Origin of the sequence: Catenulispora sp. MAP12-49 (assembly GCF_041262705.1) — a bacterium.
Lineage (GTDB): Bacteria > Actinomycetota > Actinomycetes > Streptomycetales > Catenulisporaceae > Catenulispora.
On record NZ_JBGCCP010000053.1, the window covers coordinates 1 to 21,806 of the forward strand.

19 protein-coding genes are annotated in these 21,806 nt (G+C 71.9%); 8 read left to right on the plus strand and 11 right to left on the minus strand.

Annotation, left to right across the window (positions count from 1 at the left end; genetic code table 11):
* The 3 genes from ABIA35_RS45735 to ABIA35_RS45745 form a co-directional block, all read right to left on the minus strand.
* The coding region (locus tag ABIA35_RS45735; RefSeq protein ID WP_370362220.1) for a glycosyltransferase family 2 protein at positions 1-473 on the minus strand (473 nt) is incomplete at its 3' end.
* Between the two features lie 75 nt (positions 474-548).
* Complete coding sequence (locus ABIA35_RS45740; RefSeq protein WP_370362189.1) at positions 549-3,644, minus strand: YfhO family protein; 3,096 nt, start codon at positions 3,642-3,644, stop codon at positions 549-551.
* Between the two features lie 336 nt (positions 3,645-3,980).
* Complete coding sequence (locus ABIA35_RS45745; protein ID WP_370362190.1) at positions 3,981-4,907, minus strand: alpha/beta hydrolase; 927 nt, start codon at positions 4,905-4,907, stop codon at positions 3,981-3,983.
* A 77-nt stretch (positions 4,908-4,984) separates the two neighbouring features.
* On the opposite strand from ABIA35_RS45745, the gene ABIA35_RS45750 reads away from it, so the two are divergent.
* The 3 genes from ABIA35_RS45750 to ABIA35_RS45760 all read left to right on the plus strand — a co-directional run bounded on the left by ABIA35_RS45750 (position 4,985) and on the right by ABIA35_RS45760 (position 9,688).
* On the plus strand, positions 4,985-5,473 hold the full coding sequence (locus tag ABIA35_RS45750; protein WP_370344794.1) for a MarR family winged helix-turn-helix transcriptional regulator: 489 nt from the start codon (positions 4,985-4,987) through the stop codon (positions 5,471-5,473).
* A gap of 62 nt (positions 5,474-5,535) precedes the next feature.
* Complete coding sequence (locus tag ABIA35_RS45755; protein WP_370344793.1) at positions 5,536-6,474, plus strand: LysR family transcriptional regulator; 939 nt, start codon at positions 5,536-5,538, stop codon at positions 6,472-6,474.
* 52 nt (positions 6,475-6,526) lie between these two features.
* The gene (locus ABIA35_RS45760; protein ID WP_370362191.1) at positions 6,527-9,688 is read left to right on the plus strand and encodes a BTAD domain-containing putative transcriptional regulator; all 3,162 of its coding nucleotides are present in this window, start codon (positions 6,527-6,529) and stop codon (positions 9,686-9,688) included.
* Here the strand turns inward: ABIA35_RS45760 and ABIA35_RS45765 are convergent.
* On the minus strand, positions 9,672-10,436 hold the full coding sequence (locus ABIA35_RS45765; protein ID WP_370362192.1) for an ABC transporter permease: 765 nt from the start codon (positions 10,434-10,436) through the stop codon (positions 9,672-9,674). The genes ABIA35_RS45760 and ABIA35_RS45765 overlap by 17 nt on opposite strands.
* A gap of 2 nt (positions 10,437-10,438) precedes the next feature.
* Positions 10,439-11,506 (minus strand): ATP-binding cassette domain-containing protein, encoded by a 1,068-nt coding sequence (locus tag ABIA35_RS45770; RefSeq protein ID WP_370362193.1) that lies wholly within the window; start codon positions 11,504-11,506, stop codon positions 10,439-10,441.
* A 161-nt stretch (positions 11,507-11,667) separates the two neighbouring features.
* Between ABIA35_RS45770 and ABIA35_RS45775 the strand changes: the two genes are divergently transcribed.
* A complete protein-coding gene (locus ABIA35_RS45775) occupies positions 11,668-11,940 on the plus strand; it encodes a hypothetical protein (RefSeq protein WP_370344789.1) in 273 nt (90 codons plus the stop codon).
* Between the two features lie 119 nt (positions 11,941-12,059).
* Complete coding sequence (locus ABIA35_RS45780; protein ID WP_370344802.1) at positions 12,060-12,587, plus strand: NUDIX hydrolase family protein; 528 nt, start codon at positions 12,060-12,062, stop codon at positions 12,585-12,587.
* Positions 12,588-12,681: 94 nt separating this feature from the next.
* Here ABIA35_RS45780 and ABIA35_RS45785 read toward each other — a convergent pair whose 3' ends face one another.
* The 3 genes from ABIA35_RS45785 to ABIA35_RS45795 form a co-directional block, all read right to left on the minus strand.
* On the minus strand, positions 12,682-14,103 hold the full coding sequence (locus ABIA35_RS45785) for a hypothetical protein (RefSeq protein WP_370362194.1): 1,422 nt from the start codon (positions 14,101-14,103) through the stop codon (positions 12,682-12,684).
* The gene (locus ABIA35_RS45790) at positions 14,096-14,650 is read right to left on the minus strand and encodes a sigma-70 family RNA polymerase sigma factor (RefSeq protein WP_370362195.1); all 555 of its coding nucleotides are present in this window, start codon (positions 14,648-14,650) and stop codon (positions 14,096-14,098) included. The genes ABIA35_RS45785 and ABIA35_RS45790 overlap by 8 nt, the downstream gene beginning before the upstream one ends.
* Before the next feature lie 107 nt (positions 14,651-14,757).
* Positions 14,758-15,009 (minus strand): hypothetical protein, encoded by a 252-nt coding sequence (locus tag ABIA35_RS45795; RefSeq protein WP_370362223.1) that lies wholly within the window; start codon positions 15,007-15,009, stop codon positions 14,758-14,760.
* Here ABIA35_RS45795 and ABIA35_RS45800 point away from each other — a divergent pair.
* Entirely contained in the window at positions 14,959-15,417 is a 459-nt protein-coding gene (locus ABIA35_RS45800) for an MFS transporter (RefSeq protein WP_370362196.1), read from the plus strand. The two genes, ABIA35_RS45795 and ABIA35_RS45800, sit on opposite strands and share 51 nt — an antisense overlap.
* 40 nt (positions 15,418-15,457) lie before the next feature.
* Here the strand turns inward: ABIA35_RS45800 and ABIA35_RS45805 are convergent, their stop codons facing one another.
* Positions 15,458-15,925: a MarR family winged helix-turn-helix transcriptional regulator gene (locus ABIA35_RS45805; RefSeq protein WP_370362197.1), complete on the minus strand. Its 468-nt coding sequence runs from the start codon at positions 15,923-15,925 to the stop codon at positions 15,458-15,460.
* 162 nt (positions 15,926-16,087) lie between these two features.
* Between ABIA35_RS45805 and ABIA35_RS45810 the strand changes: the two genes are divergently transcribed.
* Positions 16,088-17,326: an MFS transporter gene (locus ABIA35_RS45810; RefSeq protein WP_370362198.1), complete on the plus strand. Its 1,239-nt coding sequence runs from the start codon at positions 16,088-16,090 to the stop codon at positions 17,324-17,326.
* A 47-nt stretch (positions 17,327-17,373) separates the two neighbouring features.
* Here ABIA35_RS45810 and ABIA35_RS45815 read toward each other — a convergent pair whose 3' ends face one another.
* Both ABIA35_RS45815 and mltG read right to left on the minus strand, forming a co-directional pair.
* Complete coding sequence (locus ABIA35_RS45815) at positions 17,374-18,987, minus strand: helicase HerA-like domain-containing protein (protein ID WP_370362199.1); 1,614 nt, start codon at positions 18,985-18,987, stop codon at positions 17,374-17,376.
* 16 nt (positions 18,988-19,003) lie between these two features.
* Complete coding sequence (mltG, locus tag ABIA35_RS45820; protein WP_370344781.1) at positions 19,004-20,173, minus strand: endolytic transglycosylase MltG; 1,170 nt, start codon at positions 20,171-20,173, stop codon at positions 19,004-19,006.
* A gap of 167 nt (positions 20,174-20,340) precedes the next feature.
* Here mltG and ABIA35_RS45825 point away from each other — a divergent pair, with 167 nt between their 5' ends.
* Positions 20,341-21,798 (plus strand): ricin-type beta-trefoil lectin domain protein, encoded by a 1,458-nt coding sequence (locus tag ABIA35_RS45825; RefSeq protein ID WP_370362200.1) that lies wholly within the window; start codon positions 20,341-20,343, stop codon positions 21,796-21,798.
* Positions 21,799-21,806: the final 8 nt, after the last annotated feature.

Consider the following 21,806-nt stretch of genomic DNA (forward strand, 5'->3'; position numbering starts at 1 on the left):
TCCGCGATCTTGCGGATCACCCACTTGGCCGGGATCCGCAACAACCGGTGCGAACCCATCTCGGCCTTGCGCGCACCCACCACCTGATCGATGTCAGCGTTGAAATCAAGCATCTCCACCAACTCGGGGATCCGCTCGTTCGGATACGACATGTCCGCATCGGTCCACACCACGACGTCGCCCCGGGCCATCTTCGACCCGATCCGGCGCACCGTCCCGGCCCCGCCGTTCCGGTTGAACGCGACCACCTTCACCGACGGATACTCGATCTCCGCCTTGCGCAACACCTCCAACGTCTTGTCCGTGGAAGCGTCGTCGACCGCCAGCACCTCATAGGGGTAGTCCGTCGCGTCCAACGCCGCGCAGATCCGCTGGATCTCCAGCAGAACGTGCGCTTCCTCGTTGTAACACGGCAGGACCACACTGACATGCGGCCGGACTATCGCATCCTCGAGGTCCTGAGCGGCAGCCATGTCCAAGTCTGCGATCGTCACGGAGTAAAACCTTTCCTCATATACAGAAAACCAACGTGCCCCGGAAATCTCTCATCACGCCTCATCCCCCGGACCGGCTTCGACGGCGCCGGGATCCCCCGGTCGGCGTCGGCGACGCTGCCACCACCACTCGCCGGCCGGCACCGCCGCCAGCGAGAGACCGACGGCGCCTGAGGCCCAGGTACCGACGGTCTGCTGCGGCAGGCTATACCGCAGCGCAACCGTGTGCGTGCCGGCGGGGACGTTCACCGCGACCAGTCCCTGGTCGGCTTTCACCAGATCAGCGCGCCGGCCGTCGACCGTGGCCTGCCAGCCGACCTGGTCGGCGTCGGCGACCACCAGGTACCCCGAACCCTGCGCGACGACCGTCGTGGTGATCTCGTCCGTACCGTCCGCGAGCACCTGGACCGTCGCCGGCCGGCCGGACGCCGCCGGACCCGGGTCGGACAGCACGACCGCGTTGTCCGCCACCGCCCCGGACGCGAGCATCGTGACCCGCTGGTCCTGCGAGGGGACGACGGTGCTCTGCGACGCCCAGCGGATGCGCGGCAACGCGTTCAGCCGCTCGTAGATCACCGACGAGCCGACGTAGGCCAGGCGCAGACCGTCGTCGGCGGGGCTGATGGTGTCGATGGCCGGGACGCCGTTGTCGGCGTCCACGGTGAGCGGGGAATCGGCGTGCAGCGTGATGGTCGCGGTCAGCGGGGTGCCCGCCGGCAGGGTGTCGGCGGCCACCGCGACCTGGAACGGGGAGCCGGCCTTGGCGCCGGTCAGCCGGCTGGAGGCGGCGACCTGCTTGCCGTTCGCGTCCCGGATCACGACGTCGACCGTGGTGTCCTTGGTCAGCCCGGCGATGCTCCAGGGGACGAAGCCCTCCGGCGTGAACCCGATGCCGCGCACCGGGCCGGTGATCGGGACGGTCACCGGCTTGCCCGGGATCAGCTGCGTCGTGCCGCTGCGCGCCGCGTCGATGACGGTGCCGAAGACGCCGTCGGTCGGTCCCGCGACCCAGTACTTGGTGCCCAGCCGGTCCAGCACCGGGCTGGTGACCTGCTTGACGTCGTGCGCCTGGAAGTCGACGTACGTCGGGTAGGGCACCGCGCCGTCGGGCACGCCCTGCATCAGCGCCGCGAAGTCGGCGTTCAGGAAGTTGTGGCCGTTCACCGACCGCAGGTCGTACGCGGTCGAGGTGCCGAAGGTGACGGCGTCGTAGGACGAGGCGTAGCGCTGCTCGCCGAGGTTGTCGGCCAGGAACGTGTGGGTGTCGGTGACCGGGTAGAACATGGCCTTGTCGGACTTCGGGTAGTAGCCGTCCATGAACTGCGCGCCCTGAACGGCGGTCATCACGATCAGCGTGGCCGCGGCGCCGAAGCGCAGCACCGAGGCCTCCCGCCGGCCGGCGAACGCCTGGCGGCCGGCCACGCCCAGCGCGATCACGCAGGCCACGGCGATCACGACGATGACGCCCGCGCTGCGGATCTGGCTCCAGTACAGGTCCGCCGCCTTGCCGACGTCCTGCCCGGACGTGCCGGCGGAGTAGCGGACCGTGCTGTGGCCGTAGACCACCATGACCACCGCGAACGCGGTGAAGACGGCCACGACCGCCGCGGTCCACAGCCGCCGCTTGGGCCAGGCCCGCCACGCCGTCAGCACCGTCGCCAGGCGCCGGGGCTTCGACGGCTTCGACAGCTTCGACGGGGCCGCCGCCGCAGCCGTCGCGGGTTCCTGCGACCGGCTCCGGACCAGCACCTCGAAGCCGACCGCGACCAGCACCGCGAGCAGGAACCCCAGGATGCTTCTGGCTCTGCCTATGAAGTTCTGCTCGAACAGCGTCTTCAGACCCGGCAGCTTCTGGAACAGCTCCAGCGGAGGCCCGCCGATGTAGATCAGCTCGATCCACGCCACGGTGGCCGCCATGAAGAACACCCACGTGCCGGTGGGCATCAGCCCGCGGCCCCGGCGCGGCATCGCGATGGCCACCACCACCAGCACGACAGCCGCCGCCCCGAGGTAGGCGACGGCCTCGACCATGTTGGTCTTCAGCACGAACTGGACCGGATCGTGCTCGTCGACCGTCCCGAGCGACCACGGCGCGACCATCGTCAGCGCGCTGGACACCGGGAGGGTGGCCGCCGCCGACTGGCTCCGGCCCTCGATCAGCCACGTCCCGAAGAAGCGCAGGAAGGGCAACAGCTGGAACAGCGCCAACCCGATGCCCGCGGTCATCCCGGCGCCGAGATAGAGCACCGGCCGCACCACCCGCCGCAGCTCCGAGCGGTGCTCGCCGGCCAGCCGGACCAGGGCGTAGGCGACGGAGGTCAGCAGCGCGTATCCGGCGACCGACGGGAAGCCGCCGAGGAACAGCGCCGCCACCGGCAGCGCCGCCAGCGCCGCGTCCCGGGGCCGGCGCTTCTGGACGAAGCGCTCGACCGTCCAGAACAGCGCCGGGATGAAGGCGGCCACGCGCGTCTGCGGGAAGCCCAGCCACGCGACCATGAAACCGCTGCCGGCGAAGGTGATGCCGCCCAATAACGCGGCCGGCCGCGAGAGCGAGACCCGGCGCAGGAACAAGAAAGTCCCGCCGACCGAGCACACGATCTCCAGCAGCCGTTCGTACGCCGGGGCGAGCCAGCTCGGCATCACGTAGAACGGGAGGGTCAGCGGCGAGTAGAACGCGTAGTCCGGGATGGCGCCGAGCGCGCTGCCGGCCGCGCCGTAGGGGTTCCACTGCGCCACGTTGCCGTGGCTGAGCTGCTGCTTGAACAGCATCTCGCTGGGCAGCTCGGAGGTGTAGATGTCGTCCAGGTAGGTGTTGGAGGGCACGGTCCCGGCGAAGCCGGTGCTCACCCACGGCCCGTTGGTGACCATCTCGTCGGTGGGGGTCAGCGTGGAGGTGCCGAACAGCGGGCCGCCGATGCCCCACAGCGAGAACAGCAGGACGCCGATCACCGCCACGATCGTCAGCGCACGCGGCCGGCGCTTCCAGGCCCGGGCGCGCCAGCGTACGGTCCACCGCCCCGCCGCGACCCGCGCACCGCCGCCCCCGCCGTTACCGCCATCGCGAGGTCCCTCGAACGCGCTCGGCTGCGTCACGGTGACAGCCGCCGCGACGATGGGCTTGCCGGCCCTGGACTCACGAATTCCCGTCATGCCGATCCGTTGCTGAGAGGTGCGTCGCTGATGCGGCGACGGCGATGCGAGGGACCGTAGCCAGGAAATCTGAGGAGTAGTTAAATCCATTCCCGGCTTCGGCGCCAGACTCTCGGTAATCTGCGGGTCGCAATGGGGTCTTAATCCGCGTCGGCGCATCGGGGTAGTCCGCCTAAGAGGGACTGGGCGCGCACGCTGGCTTCTTTGACAAAGTCCTTTCGGTATTTCGCGGCATGGTGAGCCTCCGTACGGCGGGCGCGCAATCGTGAACCGTTACGTGAGCGCTTCCACCGCCGTGCGCAGGTCACACAATCGGATACTCCGAACGGGTCGCGATCACCGCACCGGCGCCGCCGGCCCGAGGTGCTGCGCGAGGAACAACGCCGCGCGGTCAAGGGCCTGACCCGCCTCGTCCAGCGCGTCGCCGAAGGCCTGGAACACGTGCGGGACCCCGGCGGTGATGTCGAGGATGACGTCGACCTCCGCCGCGGTGGCCCGCGCCGCGAAGCGCACAGCGTCGTCGAGCAGCAGTTCGTTCGTCCCGACCTGGATCAGGACCGGCGGCAGGCCGGCCAGGTCGCCGTGGACCGCCGGGGAGAGCAGCGGCTGCGCGGGATCCTGCCCGGCCAGGTACATCGCGCCGGTGTAGGCCATGCCCTCCGGGGTGAAGTAGGGGTCCCGGCCCTGCTTGGCGGTCATCGAGGAGCCGGTGCGCGTCTGGTCCAGGCCCGGGGAGAACGCCACGAGCGCCGCGGGCAGCGGCAGCCCGGCGTCGCGGGCGGCCAGGCTGGTGGTCACGGCCAGGCCGCCGCCGGCCGAGTCGCCGGCGAAGGCGATCGGGGCCGGGTCCGTACCGGCGTCGGCATCGGCGTCCAACAAGCTGCGGTAGGCGGCGAGGCAGTCCTCGATGGCGGCCGGGAACGGGTGTTCGGGGGCCAGGCGGTAGTCGAGCGAGATCGCCGGGATCCCGGTCCGCCGGACCAGGTTGGCGGTGTTCACCATGCCGGTCTCCGGCGAGCCGAGCGCGAAGGATCCGCCGTGGAAGTACAGGATCGTCCCCGGCCGCGCCGGGCCTTCCGGCTCGACCCGGATCGCGGGACGTCCGGCCAGCTCGGTCGGGGTGCGGCGGACGCCGGCCGGGACCGGGAAACCCGCCATCATCGCGGCGAAGCCGGCCCGCATCCGCTCCACGGGCAGGGGTGTGAAGCCGTTCGTCTCCTTGCGCAGCATCGTGTCCAGGTCGCGGCGTTGTGCCCAGGTCATCGGGGGTCTCCTCGAAATCGTCACCATGTACATGCCCAGGAAGTACATGCCCAGGCATGTATGAGAAAATATATGCCGTGGCATCTACTTCGGCAACCGGCGGCCGCTCGGGCTTCTCCAACCTCCCGGCGTTCTTCGACGACCTGGTGCGCTGCGAGACCCGGATCTACAACGCGGTCACCGACCGGCTCCGCGCCGAGCACGGCATCGTCGCCTCGCAGTTCGAGATGCTCCGCTTCCTGCGCGACCACCCGAAGGCCCGCGTCGCCGACCTCGCCACCGCCTTCGCCATCGGCATCGGCGCGGCCAGCAAGGGCGTGGACCGGCACGAGGCGGCCGGCTGGGTCACGCGGCTGCCGAACCCCGCCGACCGCCGCTCGTCGCTGATCAGCCTCACGGACCGCGGCGCCGCGCTGGTCGCTGAGGCCGAGCAGACGTTCCACGGGCACCTGGAGGAACTGATCACCGCGACCCTCGGCCCCGAGCGCGTCGACGCGGTCGGGGCGGCGCTCGGCGAGCTGCGGCGGGCGTTGGAGGAGGCCCGGGTGGGGGTGCCGGTCGGGTAGGCGTTGCGGGAGCGCTCATCGTTGACGTCGAGCGCATGTCAGCCACTCCTAAGATGAATCCCATGCAGCTGGACCTGAACCTGCTCGCCGCCCTCGACGCCCTGCTCGAGGAGGGCAGCGTGGCCGGAGCGGCCGACCGCCTGCACGTCACCGCGCCCGCGATGAGCCGGAGCCTGGGCCGTATCCGCAAGACCACCGGCGACCAGATCCTGGTGCGCACCGGCCGGTCGATGACGCCGACGCCGTACGCGCTCGCCGTCCGCGAGCAGGTGCACGCGCTGCTGCAGCAGGTCCAGGGGGTGCTGGCGCCGAGCCGCGAGCTGGATCTGGCCACCCTGGAGCGCACCTTCACGCTGCGCTGGCACGACTCGCTCGTCGCGTTCGGCGGCGCCGCGCTGCTGGCGGCCGTGCGCGAGCAGGCGCCGGCGGTGCGGTTGCGGTTCGTCGCCGAATCCAGCGGCGACGCCCCGGGGCTGCGGCGCGGCGAGGTGGACCTCGAAGCCAACGCGAACCCGCCGACCGCCGCGGACGTCCGCGCCGAGAAGGTGGCCGAGACCGCGCAGGTGGTCGTGGTGCGGCCGGATCATCCGCTGGCCCGCGGCGAAGCGCCGAGCGCGCAGCGGTACGCCGCGGCCGACCACGTCGCCGTCTCGCGCCGGGGCAACTTCAGTGGAGGCCTGGACGAGAGGCTCGCCGGGCTCGGCCTGGCCCGGCGCGTCGTGGCGACCGCACCCTCCGAGGCCGCCGCGCTGGAATTCGTCCGGGACTCCGACCTCGTGGTCACCGCCCCGGAGGCCACCACGCGCCACGCGATCGCCGGCCTCGGCCTGATCGCGCTCCCGCTGCCGCTCGATCTGCCTCCGGTGGCCGTCTACCTGTCCTGGCATCAGCGCTATGACACCGATCTCGCGCACGCCTGGCTGCGCGATCTGGCCCGGGCGGCGCTGGCCGGCGCGGTCGGGCATAAGCCCGCCGACGGAGCCGCCGGGACGGTGAGCTGACCACGCACAGCGACTGGATGCCCACACCGGCTGCACGTGACAGGATCGGCGCGTGCAGATCGCGATGCTGGGGCCTTTGGAGGTTCGCACCGAGGCCGGCGGCCTGGCCGACGTGCCCGGCGCGCGGCTGCGCGGAGTGCTGATCGCGCTCGCGCTCCGGCCGAACCAGGTGGTGCCCAAGGCCTCGCTGGTGGACTGGATCTGGGGCGAGAATCCGCCGGCCGACGCCGCCAACGCCTTGCAGCGGCTGGTCTCCCGGCTGCGCAAGGCCCTGCCGGACACGGCGATCGAAGGGCTCAGCGACGGCTACCGCCTGGCCGTCGACCCCGACTCGGTGGACGCCGTGCGCTTCGAGCGCCTGGTGACCGCGAGCCAGGCGGCCGGGCAGGACGTCTCCGAGCGGGCCCGGCTGCTGCGCGAGGCGTTCGCGCTCTGGCGGGGCGAGGCGATGCAGGACGTGGGCCTGCAGGAAAGCGGCGCGTTCGAGGCCGTCGTGGTCCGGCTGGAAGGGCTGCGCCTGAGCGCCGGCGAGGATCGCTTCGACGCCGAACTCGCCCTCGGACGCGGCGCCGACCTGGTGACCGAGCTGACCGACCTGGCCGCCGCGCATCCCACCCGGGAGCGGCTGGCCTCGGCCCTGATGCGCGCGCTCAACGCCGCCGGCCGCGGCAACGAGGCGCTCCAGGTGTATCAGCGCACGAGGGAGGCGCTGGCCGACGAGCTCGGCGCCGACCCCTCGCCGGAGCTGTCGGCGCTGCACGTCTCCCTGCTGCGCGGCGAACTCGGCGGCCGCCGGGAGGAGAACCGCAAGACCAACCTGCGCTCGGAGCTGACCAGCTTCGTCGGCCGGGAATCCGAGGTGGCCGCGGTCCGCGACCTGGTCGAGGGGAACCGGCTGGCCACGGTCATCGGCCCGGGCGGCGCCGGGAAGACCCGGCTGTCCGTGGAGACCGCGCGCGCGGCGCTCGGCGGACTGCCGGACGGCGCCTGGCTGGTGGAGCTCGCGGCGATCGGCCCCGACGGCGACGTGGCCCAGGCCGCGCTGTCCGGGCTGGGCCTGCGCGACACCCTGCACGGCGAGAACCCCAGCGCCGGGCCGACGGAGCGCTTCATCGCGGCGATGCGCGAACGGCGGGCCCTGATCGTCCTGGACAACTGCGAGCACGTCATCGAGTCGGCGGCGCTGTTCGCGCACCGGGTCCTCGGCGAGTGCCGGGGGCTGCGGATCCTGGCCACCAGCCGCGAACCGCTCGGCATCACCGGCGAGGTGCTGTGGCCGGTGACGCCGCTGGAGCTGCCGGCCCAGGACGCGACGCCTGAGGAGATCGAGGCCTCCCCGGCCGTCCTGCTGCTGCGGGACCGGGCCCAGGCCGTGCGCCGGGACCTGACCGTGGACGCGCAGCAGCTCGCGACGATGGCCCGGATCTGCCGGGCGCTGGACGGCATGCCGCTGGCCATCGAGCTGGCCGCGGCCCGGCTGCGGACCATGTCGGTGGACCAGCTGGCCGGCCGCCTGGACGACCGGTTCCGGCTGCTCACCGGCGGCAGCCGGATCGCGCTGCCCCGGCACCGGACGCTGCGCGCGGTGGTCGACTGGAGCTGGGAGCTGCTGTCCGACGACGAACGCAGAGTGCTGCGCAGGCTCTCGGTGTTCGCCGGCGGGGCCGGCCTGGAAGCGGCCGAGCACGTCTGCGCCGGCGAGGAGATCGAGCCGGACTTCGTCCTGGAGCACCTGACCACGCTGACCGAGAAGTCGCTGCTGGTGGCGGACGATATGGAAAGCGACACTTCGCGCTTCCGCATGAGCGGCACGATCCGGGAGTACGCCGCGCAGCGGCTCGCCGAAGCCGGCGAGGCCGAATCGGCGCGCCTGGCCCACCTGGACTTCTTCACCCTGCTGGCCGAGACCGCCGAGCCCCGCCTGCGGCTGCGCGAACAGGTGGCGTGGCTCGCGGTGCTCCAGACCGAGCACGACAACATCGCCGCCGCGATGCGCGGCGCGCTCGCGGCCGGCGACGCGCAGCCGGCGATGCGCCTCGGGGCCGCCTGCGGCTGGTACTGGTGGCTGGCCGGGTACCGGACCGAGGGCCTGGAGCTGCTGACCGCCGCCGCCGCGATGCCCGGCCGGACCTCGGCCGAGGTCCGGGCCCTGGTCTCCGCGATGATCGTGATGTTCGTGACCTCCGGCCGGGGTGACGAGCACTCCGCCGAGGAGTGGATCCACAAGGCCTACGAGGCCGGCCGCCAGGTCGAGCCCGGGACCCGCAAGCACCCCGGGATGGCGCTCGTCGAGCCGCTGGAGCGCATGCTCCAGGACCCGGCCGAGGCGCTGTCGGCGTTCGAGCCGCAGCTGGACGACGACGATCCCTGGGTGCGCGCGCTGGCCCGGCTCCAGACCGGGAAGATCCGGGTCATGTACGGCCACGGCGGGCTCGACGCGGACGAGCATCTGGAGACGGCGCTGCGGGAGTTCCGCGCGCTCGGCGAGCGGTTCGGGATCTCCCTGGGCCTGACCGAGCTGGCCGACCGGATCGCCGTGCGCGGCGAGTTCGCCAGGGCGGCCACGCTCTATGCGGAGGCGGTCGCGGTCATCGCCGAGGTCGGCGCCCCCGAGGAGGTCATCCGGATGCGGGCCCGGCAGGCCCTGATGCTCTGGATGGCCGGGGACCGGGACGCCGCCGCGGCCGCGATCGCCGACGGCGAGCGGAGCGCGCAGCGCGTGACCTGGCCCGGCGCGCTGGCCGAGCTGGCCCTGGCGAAGGTGGACCTGGCCCGCTGGGCCGGCGACCCGGCCGAGGCCCGGCGCCAGATCGAGGCGGCCACGTCCCTGCTCGGCGCGGAGTCGGAGCAGACGCACTACCGCGCGCTGCGGCTGGACCTGCTCGCCCGGGTCACCGACGACCTGGACGAGGCCCGGGCGCACGGCGCGGCGGCGCTGGCGGCGGCGAACGAGGTGGGGCTCCCTCTGCTGACCGCCATGGCGGTGGTCGGGCTGGCGGACCTGGCGCTGCGCCGCGACCAGCCCGAGCAGGCGGCGCGGCTGCTCGGCGCAGCCGCGGCCCTGCGCGGACTGCCGGACAGCGCGCATCCCGACGTGGCGCACATCGAGGCCGAAGCACGGAACCGCCTCGGCGACACGAGGTTCGCCGAGGCGGTTCTGGAGGGGACGCGGGCCGACCCGGCCGAGCTCACCAGCGTCACGCTCGCTTCTTGAAGGTCGACACCGCCCACAGGTAGCCGATCAGGGTGAACCCGACGCACCAGGCCAGCGCCTGCACGGTGTGGCTGGTCGAGACGTGGCCGCCGGACAGCAGCCCGCGCAGGGTCTCGATGATCGGGGTGAAGGGCTGGTACTCGGCGAACTGCCTGATCCCGGTCTTCATGGTGGCGGCCGGGACGAACGCGCTGCTCAGGAAGGGCAGCATGATCAGCGGCACGGTGGCCAGCCCGGCGGACTCCACCGACTTGGCGGACAGGCCCATGGCCACGGTGAGCCAGCTGGTCGCGAAGGCCAGCATCAGCACCAGCCCGATCGCGGCGAGCCAGCCCAGCGCGCTGCCGTGGGACCGGAAGCCCATCGCGAAGCCGACGCCGATGATGGCCGCGACGGCGATCACCGCCCGGAAGGTGGTGGCGACCACGTGGCCGGTGAGGACCGCGCCCCGGGAGACGTCCATGGTCTTGAACCGGTTGATGATGCCCTTGGTCAGGTCGTCGTTCACGGAAGCCGCGGTCGGTCCCAGGCCGTAGGTGATGGCCATGACGATCAGGCCGGGCACCGCGTAGTCCACGTAGCTGCCGGGGACCTTGAACGCGCCGCCGAAGACGTACACGAACATCAGCATCATGACGACCGGGAACAGGATCGCGTTGAAGACGGTGACCGGGTTGCGGACGGTGTGGCGGAAGTTGCGGCGGAGCATGATCGCGGAGTCGCCGAACGCGGTGGAGATGCTGCTCATGATTAGTTCCCCTCGGTGGTGGCGGTCGTGACGGTCGTGACGGTGTTGGCTGCGGAATCGGTGTTGGCTGCGGAATCGGTGTTGGCTGCGGAATCGGTGTTAGCTGCGGAATCGGTGTTAGCTGCGGAATCGGTGGTGGCGTGGCCGGTCAGGGCCAGGAAGACGTCGTCGAGGTCCGGCGTGTGCACCGAGAACTCCTCGGAGTCGATCGAGTGCTCGTCGAGCCGGCCCAGCAGGGCCCGCAGGGAGCGCGAGGTGCCGTCGCTGGGCACGCGCAGGGACAGTTCGGACTCGTCGCGCGTGGCGCCGTCCAGGATCCGCGCCGCGCTGTCGAGCTCGGCGGCGGTGGCGAACTTCAGGCGCACATGGGTGCCGGGGATCTGGCGCTTGAGCTCCTCGGCGGTGCCCTGCGCGACGATGCGGCCGCCGTCGAGCACCGCTATCTGATCGGCCAGCTGGTCGGCCTCGTCCAGGTACTGGGTGGTCAGGAAGATGGTGGTGCCCTCGGCGACCAGCTCGCGGACGATCTCCCACATGGTGCGCCGGCTGCGCGGGTCCAGCCCGGTGGTCGGCTCGTCGAGGAAGATGATGCTCGGGCTGCCGACCAGCGTCATGGCCAGGTCGAGCTTGCGGCGCATGCCGCCGGAGAAGGTCGAGGCCTGCTTGTCCGCGGCCTCGGTGAGCTCGAAGCGCTCCAGGAGCTGCGAGACCAGCTCGCCGGCGGGGCGGACGCGCTTCAGGTCGGCCATCATCCGCAGGTTCTCCCGGCCGGTCAGCAGTTCGTCGACCGCGGCGAACTGCCCGGTCACGCCGATCGCCGAGCGCACCTGCTTGGTGTGGGTGGCGACGTCGTAACCCGCCACCCGCACGGTTCCGGCGTCCGCCTTCATCAGGGTCGTCAGAATGTTCACCGTGGTCGTCTTGCCGGCGCCGTTCGGGCCGAGCATCGAGAAGACCGATCCCGGGGCGACCTCGAAGCCGATGCCGTCGAGGACGACCTTGTCGCCGTACGTCTTGTGCAGTCCGCTGACTGCGATCGCTGCGTTCTCTGCGCTTCCTGCGTTTTCCATGGCTCAACCATCGCCAGCGGGCCTGACGCGCCCCTGACACCGGCCTGACACGGCCCCTGACTCGGTGTCCGGGGCTGTGTCCGGCGCTGTCCGGCACGGTGTCCGGCTCTAACGGACCAGCCCGCGATGCCGCACGACCTGGAGCGGCGTACGACTAGAACATGATCAGAATGGTGCGGATCGTCGCCCTCCTCACCGCCCTGACCTTCGGCGCCGTCGCCGGCCCGGTCGGCGCGGCCGCCACACCCCGAGCACACGCGGCGATCCGCCCCTCGACCACCGCCTCGCCGGACAACCCCGGCATCGTCGGCGAACTTCTCCTCGGAGTGCTGGCGCCCTTGGCCCCGGTCGTCGAGGTGGTCCTCACCGGCTTCGACAAGGCATTCACCACCAGCGGCGCAACGGTGATCCGCCTTTTCGTGCCGTCGAAGTAGGCGCGCCGCCATCCGACATTCGGCGCAATCGGCACTTTCCCGGCCGAAGCCGGGCTCGGATCGTGAACAGGGATGGACCCGCCGAGCCCCGGCGCTAGTACGATCAACGAATGTCCGAAATGATCGAGACGACCCCGGGCTGGTTCGCCCCGGGCGAGCTGGAGCAGATCCGCGCCCACCTGCCGATCGTCTACGTCCAGGCGGTGCCGGTGCGCGTCGACGCCGCCGGCGAGGTGACCAGCGTCGGGCTGCTCCTGCGCATCTCCCCCGACGGGGAGATCACCCGCAGCCTGGTCTCCGGGCGCGTGCTGCACCACGAGCGGCTGCGCGACGCCCTGCTGCGCCACCTGGAGAAGGACCTCGGGCCGGTCGCGCTGCCGAACGTGCCGGCGTCCCTGCAGCCCTTCACCGTGGCCGAGTACTTCCCCACCGCGGGCGTCACGCCGTACCACGACCCGCGGCAGCACGCGGTGGCGCTGGCGTACGTGGTGCCGGTGAACGGCGACTGCTCGCCCCGGCAGGACGCGCTCGACCTGGTGTGGCTCACGCCGCAGGAGGCGAGTTCGGACAGCGTGCTGCAGGACATGCACGGCGGGCAGGGGACGCTGCTGCGGCAGGCGCTGGCGCATGTCGGGTGCCTGAGCTGACGCGCTGAGCCGCTCAACCGCTGAACCGCTGCGACGCTGAACCGGCGCCGGGATCCCACGTCCCGGCGCCGGCTCGGCGTGTCGGCCCGCCGCGCTACGGCAACCGCGCCGCCATGGTCGCCAGGATCGCGGCGTCGCCGCCCGTCGAGGTGTCGCCCTGCTCGAAGCCGATCACCATCCAGGCCACGTGCGAGCCCTTGATCACGCAGTACAGGTGCTCATAGCTCGGCCCCGGCGTGTCCGTGGCCAGCAGCGAGAACCCGGTGTCGGTCTCAGCGCCGACCGTGATCGTGCGCCTGGTCTGCTCGCCGGAGCCGTCCTTGAACTGGCAGCCGTGCAGCATGGTGACCACCCGGGCCGAGGCGAACGCCGCCTGCGCCTGCCCCGCACCGCCCGGGAACGACACGATGTGCTCGTCCGCACCGGAATACAGGTAGTTCGACCCCGGGTAGACCGGCGTGGTCGACGGGCTTCCGTGATAGCTGCGGGTCAGGACGTCGGCGCCGTCCTGGGTGACGAGATCCTCGCCGTCCTGGATGGCCGCGCAGAGGTTCGCCGGTTTCTGGCCCGAAGGAGCCTCCTGCTGGCCGCCGAACGGGACCCAGCCGTGCGACCGGTCGGCGGTGCCGAACGGGATCTGCGAGGGGTCCAGCCAGGCCGAGGCCGGAAGCGTGCCCGCGGGCGGGGCCGCGACCGGGTCCGGCACGACGGCCCGGCCGCCGAGGCGGTCGGCCATGCGCTGGAGCGCGGCCTGGTCGTCGGAGGTGTCGTAGGGCTTGGCGCTGTTCTCGTAGTCGTAGAACCAGTAGGCGATGTCGCTGCCGGACAAGACGATCATCTTGTGCAGGGACGTCGTCCCCGAGGCGGCGTCCTGCCAGGCGGCGCCGTCGGTGATCGTGGCGGTGACGTGCGCGCTGGAGCAAGTGGCCGGGTTCGGCTTGAGGAGGTCGTAGTCCGCGCGGGCCGCGGCCGCCGAGCCGTAGTGGTAGATGGTCTCCGTTGAGCTCGACTCGTCGGCGACGGAGGTGTAGTCCCTTTCGTCCTGCTGCTGTGAATGGACCTTCTGCATGTTCTTCAATGTCGGGTCGAAGCCACAGGTGGCAGGCAGGGTGCCGCCGGCCCCGGTGCCGAGGTGCGCCTCGCCCGCGTTCCACTGGAAGAGCGCCGGCTGCGGAAGCTCGGAACTCTGCAGGAAGGCGGCCACGCCGGTGCGGTTCGCCGTGGTCGTGGCCGTGTGCGACGCCGGCGCCGACGCTGATGCCGATGCCGAGGTGGGCGCGGACGGCGGTGTCGGGACCGGCATGGTCGGAGCCGGGTGCCTCGCGGCGCCGCCCGCGCTCAGCGCGACCCCGGCGGCCAGCGCGCAGACCGCGACGGCCGAGCCGGCGGCGGTGAACCGGTGCTTGCGGCGCCGGGACCGGCCCCGGGTCTCGATCGCGGCCGCGGGCGCCGGCTTGGCCAGCGCACGGCCCTGATCGTTCAGGGCTTCGAGCAGGGAGGCGAAGTTCTCAGGCACCGGAGACCATTCCCTTCTTGGCGAAGCCTGTCGACTGCTGGTTGTCGTCCTCGTCGTCGGCGAACTCTGATACGTACGGCGCGAGCGCTTTGCGTCCGCGCGACAGCCGCGCCTTGACGGTCCCGACCGGCGCGCCGGTCTCGTCGGCGATCTCGGTCACCGTCAGGCCCAGCATGTGGAACAGGACCAGGGCGCGCCGCTGCTCGGCCGGGATCCGGCGCAGCGCGTCGACCACGACGAGGCGGTCCGGCGACAGGTCCGGGACATGCACGCTGGAGCCGCCGCTCGTGCGGTGCGCACTGAGCCGGTTGCGCGTCTTGCGCCAGGCGCTCATGGCGACGCGGAAACCGACCGTGCGGACCCAGGCCTCGGGATCGTCGTAACCCCGGACCCGGGACCAGCGCAGCCAGGCCCGGGTGTACGCCTCCTGCGCCGCGTCCTCGGCTTCGGCGAGGCTGCCCAGCACCACGTAGAGGTACCCCACGACACGTGTCGCCGACGCTGTGTAGAACCCTGCGAAATCGGTCGAATCAGCTTCTTCGGCCACGGCACCCCTCGCTCCGTCAGTCCGGCTTCCGAACCGCCGGCTCGGGAAGACACTCCCGAGCCGGCGGTTCGGTTGCACGCTTCGGCGGGGCGATCCGATGCTAGGGGTCAGGCTTCTGCGGGAAGTGCCGTCGCCGTCACCTCAGTCGGAAGCGCCTGCGCGATCCGGCGCCGGGCGAGCTTGCCGGAGAAGCGGTAGCCGCCCGCCGTCACGGCCAGCACCGCGAGCGTCTCGGCGGTGCCCTCGATCCACGTCGAGGCCGACACCTCCTTCTGTCCCAGCTTGGGCAGCTTGGCCTTCGGGCTGCCGTGGCCGCCACGGCCCTGTCGCCGCTGACCGGACGCCTGGTCACGCGCCACGGCCCGCGCCTGCCGATGACCGCCGGCATGGCCGCGATGGGAACGGGCGTCCTGATCTTCGCGATCGCCGGCGCCGACGCGAACCTGCTGGTCCTGGAGATCGCGTTCACCGTCATCGGCGTCGGACTCGCCCTGAACACCGGACCGGTGGTCGGGGTCGCGGTGTCGGCGGTGGCCCCGGAACTGGCCGGACTGGCCTCGGGCATCGCCAACCTGGCGCGGATGTTCGGCGCCACGCTGGGCGTCGCGGTGCAGGGGACGGTCATGGCCATCGCGTCGGGCGGAGCGGCGAGCGGACCGCACTTCGTGCACGGGCTGCGGGCGGCGGTGACGATCGGGTGCGCGGTGGAGTTCGCCGGGGCGGTGGTCGCGTTCCGGTTCGTGCGCGATGTCCGGGCGAATCAGTGAGCGACTACCAGCCGGCCAACGAGTGAAGCCGTCAGGGACCTCACTCCGCCGACGTCTGGTTGATCCGCTCCACGGTCTCCACCAGCGGCGCCAGCCGCGCATCGGCCCCGGCGGCGTCCAGCGCCTCGCGCAGCGCGGTGTCGTGCGTGGGCCGCGCCTCGGCCAGCAGCGCGAGCCCGGCGGCGGTGACGTTGGTGTAGATCCCGCGCCGGTCGGTGGGGCACAGGTAGCGCTCCAGAAGGCCGCGGTCCTCCAGGCGGGTGACCAGCCTGGTCGTCGCGCTCTGGCTGAGCACGACCGCCTCGGCGACCTGGGTCATCCGCAGGTGGCCGCCGTCGCCGTCGTGCTGGTCGCTCAGCACGTCCAGCAGGGAGTACTCGCGGGCGCTCAGGTCGTGGCCGGCCTGCAGGGCCCGCTCGATGTGGGTCTCGATGCGTCCGTGCAGGAGTGAGAGCGCGTACCAGCCGTGGGCCAGTCCGATCGAAGTGGTGTCCGTGGCGGCGGTCATGGCTGCGGTTCTCCTTCCGGCCGGGGACCCGGTCTCACCATGCAATATACCGCGCGTGCAATCGTTGCGTTTGCAAGTACATGCGCTTGCAATTATTGTAGGAGCCCGTAAGCCGCTCCAACAACGCTCAACCGCCCGCTCGACGCCCCTGGAGGGCCACTCATGCCTCTCGCGCTCCTCGCCCTGGCCATCGGGGCCTTCGGCATCGGCACCACCGAGTTCGTGCCGATGGGGCTGCTGCCGGAGATCGCCGGGGACTACGGCGTCTCGATCCCCTCGGCCGGGCTGCTGGTCACCGGCTACGCCCTCGGCGTGGTCGCCGGCGCCCCGGTGATGACCGCGCTGGGCACCAAGCTCGGCCGCAAGACCATGCTCATGCTGCTCATGGGCCTTTTCGTGCTCGGCAACCTGCTCTCGGCGGCGGCGCCGTCCTTCGGCGTGATGCTCGTCGGGCGCATCGTGACCGCGCTGGCGCACGGCGCCTTCTTCGGGATCGGCTCGGTGGTCGCCGCCGAACTGGTCGCGCCGGAGAAGAAGGCCGGGGCGATAGCCGCCATGTTCACCGGGCTGACCGTGGCCAACATCGTCGGCGTGCCGCTGGGCACCTTCGTCGGGCAGGCTGTCGGGTGGCGCGTGACGTTCGCCATCGTGGCCGCGCTCGGCGTGGCCGGACTGCTCGGCATCGCCAAGCTGGTCCCGCCACTGCCCCGGCCGCAGGGCGCGCACCTGCGGCGCGAACTCGCCGCCTTCCGCAACACGCAGGTCGTGCTGGCCATGGCGATGACCGTGCTCGGCTTCGGCGGGGTGTTCGCCGCGATCACCTACATCGCGCCGATGATGACCAAGGTCGCCGGCTACTCCGACGGCACCGTGACGTGGCTGCTGGTGCTGTTCGGCATCGGCATGTTCCTGGGGAACCTGGTCGGCGGCCGGTACGCGGACCGCAAGCTGATGCCGATGCTGTTCACCGCGCTCGGCGGCCTGGCCGTGGTGCTGGCGCTGTTCACGGTCACCGCGCACGACAAGATCCTGGCCGCGCTCACCATCCTGCTGATCGGGGCGCTGGGCTTCGCGACCGTCCCGCCGCTGCAGAAGCGGGTGCTGGACCAGGCGCACGGCGCCCCGACGCTGGCCTCGGCCGTCAACATCGGCGCCTTCAACCTGGGCAACGCGCTGTCGGCCTGGCTCGGCGGCGTCGTGATCTCCGCCGGTTTCGGGTACACCGCGCCGAACTGGGTCGGGGCGGCGCTCGCCGGCTCCGCGCTGCTCCTGGCCCTGTGGTCGGCCGCGCTGGAGCGCGGTGCGCAGCCCACCGCCGAGCAGGCCACTGCCGAGCTGCCCGCGAACGAGCAGCCCGGCAAGCCCGGCAAGGTGCTGACCCCCACAGCGGGTGAGATCTGAGAGGCGAACGGCCCCGGCGCCCACACAAACGCCGGGGCCGCGCCCCGCTACCCCCGTTTGCGCGTACCGAAAATACTACGAGTGATCTCCCGAACAGCAGTGTTGACCGCCCGCTTCATCGTGGCCGAGCCCAAGGCCTGGTCGATGAGGTTGGGCGGGGCCTTGGCGGGGCTCGCGCGGCCCCGGGATTCGCGCTCGGCCTTCGCCACTTCGGCCTGCTGCCGCTTCGCGTCGTCCTCGGCGGACTTGGCGGCGGCGGCGTCCTCGGCGGCCGTCTGCGCCTCCAACTCGCGGGCGGCCAGGACCTCGTACGCCGACTCCCGGTCGATCGCCGGACCATAGGTCGCCAGCAGCGGCGAGGCGTTCACGATCCCCTGCACCACCGCCGGCTCCGCCTCGGCCATCAGCGATTCCGGGGCCCGCAGCCGGGTCCAGGCCACCGGCGTCGGCGCCCCGTTCTCGGACAGCACGGTCACCACGGCCTCGCCGATGCCGAGGTTCTGCAGCACCTCGCCGAGGTCGTACGGCGACTTCGGGAACGTCGACACCGTCGCCTTCAGTGCCTTCGCGTCATCGGGGGTGTAGGCGCGCAGCGCGTGCTGCACCCGGTTGCCTAGCTGCGCCAGCACGTCGCCGGGCACGTCCTTCGGCGTCTGCGTGACGAAGAAGATCCCGACGCCCTTGGACCGGATCAGCCGCACCGCCTGCGTGATCGCCGAGACGAAGGACTTGGAGGCGCCGGTGAACAGCAGGTGCGCCTCGTCGAAGAAGAACACGAGCTTGGGCCGGTCCACGTCCCCGACCTCCGGCAGCCGCTCGAACAGCTCGGCGACCAGCCACATCAGGAACGTCGAGAACAGCTCCGGCCGGCTGGCCACCCCGGGCAGCTCCAGCAGCGACACGATGCCGCGGCCGTCCGGCGTGCTCCGGATCAGGTCCAGCGCGTTGAACTCGGTCTCGCCGAAGAACGGCTCGGCGCCCTTGGCCTCGAAGGCCGTCAGCTCGCGCAGGATGACCCCGACGGTCTGCGGCGACAGCCCGCCGATCGCCTTCAGCTCGGCCTTGCCCTCGTCGCCGGTCAGGTAGAGCAGCACGCTGCGCAGGTCCTTCAGGTCCAGCAGCAGCCAGCCCTTGGTGTCGGCGAAGTGGAAGACCAGACCCAGGGACGACTCCTGGGTGGCGTTCAGCCCGAGCACCTTGGCCAGCATCGTCGGCCCGAACGCGGAGACCGTCGCCCGGACCGGGACGCCGGTCCCCTCGCCGCCGAGGGTGTAGAACTCGCACGGGAAGGCCTTCGCAGACCACTGCTGGCCCAGCGCCCGCGTCCGCGCGGTCAGCTTCTCGCCGCCCTGCCCGGGCGCGGCCATCCCCGACAGGTCGCCCTTCATGTCGGCCAGGAACACCGGCACCCCGGCTGCCGAGAGCTGTTCGGCGATGCCCTGCAGGGTCTTGGTCTTGCCGGTGCCGGTGGCCCCGGCGACCAGGCCGTGCCGGGTCAGCATGCCCAGCGGGATGCGGATCTGGACACTCGGATCGGGCGCGCCGTCGACCATCAGCGCGCCGAGGTCCAGGGTCGGGCCGTCGAAGGCGTAGCCCGCGGCGACGGCCCGGGCGTGACCTGCGTCCGTGTCTGTATCTGTATCTGTATCTGCCTTCTCCATCGTCACCTCACCTCGCTCAGTGGGACAGACATGTCTGCTCGAACTGGGTCTTCTCGGATTCCTTGAAGAACTTCGTGCCGTCCCCGCTGGCGCACCAGTAGTACCAACGCTCTGTCGCCGGGGTGAGGACCGCCGCGATCATGTCCTTGGAGGGGATGCTGACCGGGGTCGGCGGCAGACCCTTGTGGCCGCCGGTGGCGTAGGGGTCGGTCGGGTCGGAGACCTCCTTGGCGGTCACCGTGACCCGCTTGCCGGCCTGCAGGCTCAGCCAGTACTTGGTGGTCGCGTCCACGCCGACGAAGTCGCCCCGGCCCAGCCGGTTCTGGACCGCCTCGGAGACCTCGCGGCCGTCCGGGGTGGCCTTGGTGACCTCGGCCTCGGCCAGCGAGGCGATGGTCAGGGCCTCCTCGGGGGTGCAGGCCCGCGCCGGGGCGCACTTGAGCGCGCCGGCCTTTTCCGGCAGCCCGAGGGCCGTCAGCTCGGCGACCCGGGCCTTGACCATCGCGGTCAGCACGCCCTGCGGGGTGTCGCTGCTGGTGAGGGTGTAGCGGCCGGGCTCCAGCATGCCCTCGGCGGTCCAGTGGCCGTCAGCGCTCTTGGACCAGGCCGGCAGGCCGATCTGGTTGGTGTCGATGAGCTGCCGCAGGTCGTCCAGGCTCCACTCCCGCTTCTTGGCCAGCTGCCGCACCGTCTCCCAGCTGTAGTCGCCGGGCCGGACCTCGACCAGCGAGTCCGGGGACAGGTTGGAGGACTTCAGCAGCTCGGTGATCGCGGTCGCGGCACTGATCTTCGGGCAGACGAGGTACGTGCCGGTGCTGATGTCGCGCGCCGACTGGTTGTGCCCGGCGGCGTCGACGAAGGCCTGCGTGCTGCGCACGACGCCGGCGTTGAACAGGGCGTCGCCGATGTCCTTGCCGGTCGCCCCGGTCTGGACCTCCACCAGGACCTTGTGCGGGTCGCTCGGGGAGCAGCTGCTCGCCGAGTAGTCCGGGGCGTGCGAGGTGTCGGCCAGGCCGGCGATGCCGGCGAACACGAAGGCCGCGATGCCCCCGAACACCACCACCGGCACCAGCAGCGGCCCCCAGGACCGCAGCCGGTCGCGGCGCGTCGGCGGCGGGTCCTCGTAGTCGTCCTCGTCGGGCACGGCACAGCCGGTGCCCGTCTTCCCGGCGTCCGAGTTTCCCACCACGTCGCTCCTGATGATCGATCGCTTACTCTCAGGAATCATCGCGGGCTCGGCGCCCCGGCGCAGGTTCACAGAGCCGGATGGGGATCACACGGGTGGCGTAACGAGCAGAGCCGGAGTCAGTATCCTGTTCCATTCCGACCATCTAGCGGGGGTGTCGAGCTTCCATGGACGCCAGTGGGTCCAGTCCCGGTTACCAGAGCACTGGGCGCCAGGTGCGCGGACGCCCGCTGCACGACGTCCTGCACGACCCGGGGACGGGGATCGCGCAGCAGGCGGTCATCCCGCTGGACCCGAGCCGCGTGGCGCTGATCGCCCGCGGGATCCTCAACACGCTGGCCTCCGGCGCGGTGCACGGGTACATCAGCCCGCACACCATCCTGCTGACCGACGACGGGAACGCGCTGCTGGTCGGGGACCGCGTCGCGCCCGGCGCCACGCCGGCGAACGACCTGTTCGCCCTCGGGATGGCGCTGTTCGAGGCGGTGGAGGGCTACGCGCCGCATCCGGCGGAGCCGCTGCCGGCGATGCGGCGTGCCGGAGCGCTCGCCCCGGTCATCGACGCGCTGACGCGGCAGGACCCGAGGGAGCGGCCCGACGCGGCCGGAGCGTTGGCGCTGCTCAGGGAGGCGACGGCGCCGCCTTCGCCGGACGCCACCGAGACCAGGACGCTGCCGCAGGTGCCGGCCGCTGATGCGGCGGAGACTTCGGTGCTGCCGCGGGTGGCGGCGGGGCCGACGCCCACTGCGTTGGTGCCGACGGTTGGTGCGGTCGGTGCGGCTGGTCCGGTCGGTCCGGTTGGTCCGGTCGGTGCTGCTGCTCCGGCTGGTCCGGCCGGTCCGGCTGGTCCGGCCTCGCCGCGCGTGTCTGCTTCTGCCGCGTCTGCCGCGTCTGGTTCTGCCGCGTCCGCGGATTACAGCGCGTCCGGCTACGCGGCGTACGACGGCTATCCGCAGGCCAACCGGAGGGCGCTGCTCATCGGCGGCGCGTTCGCGGCGGTCGTGGTCGTCGCCGGGGTGACGCTCGGCGTGACCAGGCCGTGGCACCGGACGGACACCAGCAGCTCGACGGTGCCGGGGGTGCCGTCGGCGGCGTCCGTCCCCACCACGCCCGCCGCCGCGGCTTCGGCCACCTCGGCCACGCCATCGGCGACCACCAGCACGCCGAGCCCCACCCCGAGTCCGACCCCGACCACCCCGACGCCCGCCTCGACGGTCTCGAATCCGACCGCCCTGGTGTCGATGTCGCTGTGCCTGAACGCGGCGGCCGACGGCGGCCTGCACTCGGGCGCCAAGGTCTCCGCCGGGAACTGCCAGGGGAGCCCGAACCAGGCGTGGCAGATCCACGCCGACGGGACGATCCACTCCGTGGCCGACGCGAGCCTGTGCCTGGACGCGGCCGCGCCGAACGGCAAGGTCTCGAACGGGGCCCAGGTCTCGGCGTGGAGCTGTCACGGCGGGCCGAATCAGGACTGGGTGTGGAACGCCAACGGGACGGTGTCGCCGGTGGCCAACACCGGGCTGTGCCTGGACGCCGCGGGGCCGGTGCCGATCAAGGCCGGGGCGAACGTCACGGCGTGGCCGTGCAACGGCGGGCCGAATGAGATGTGGGCGCCGCAGCAGTAGGCCGGTCG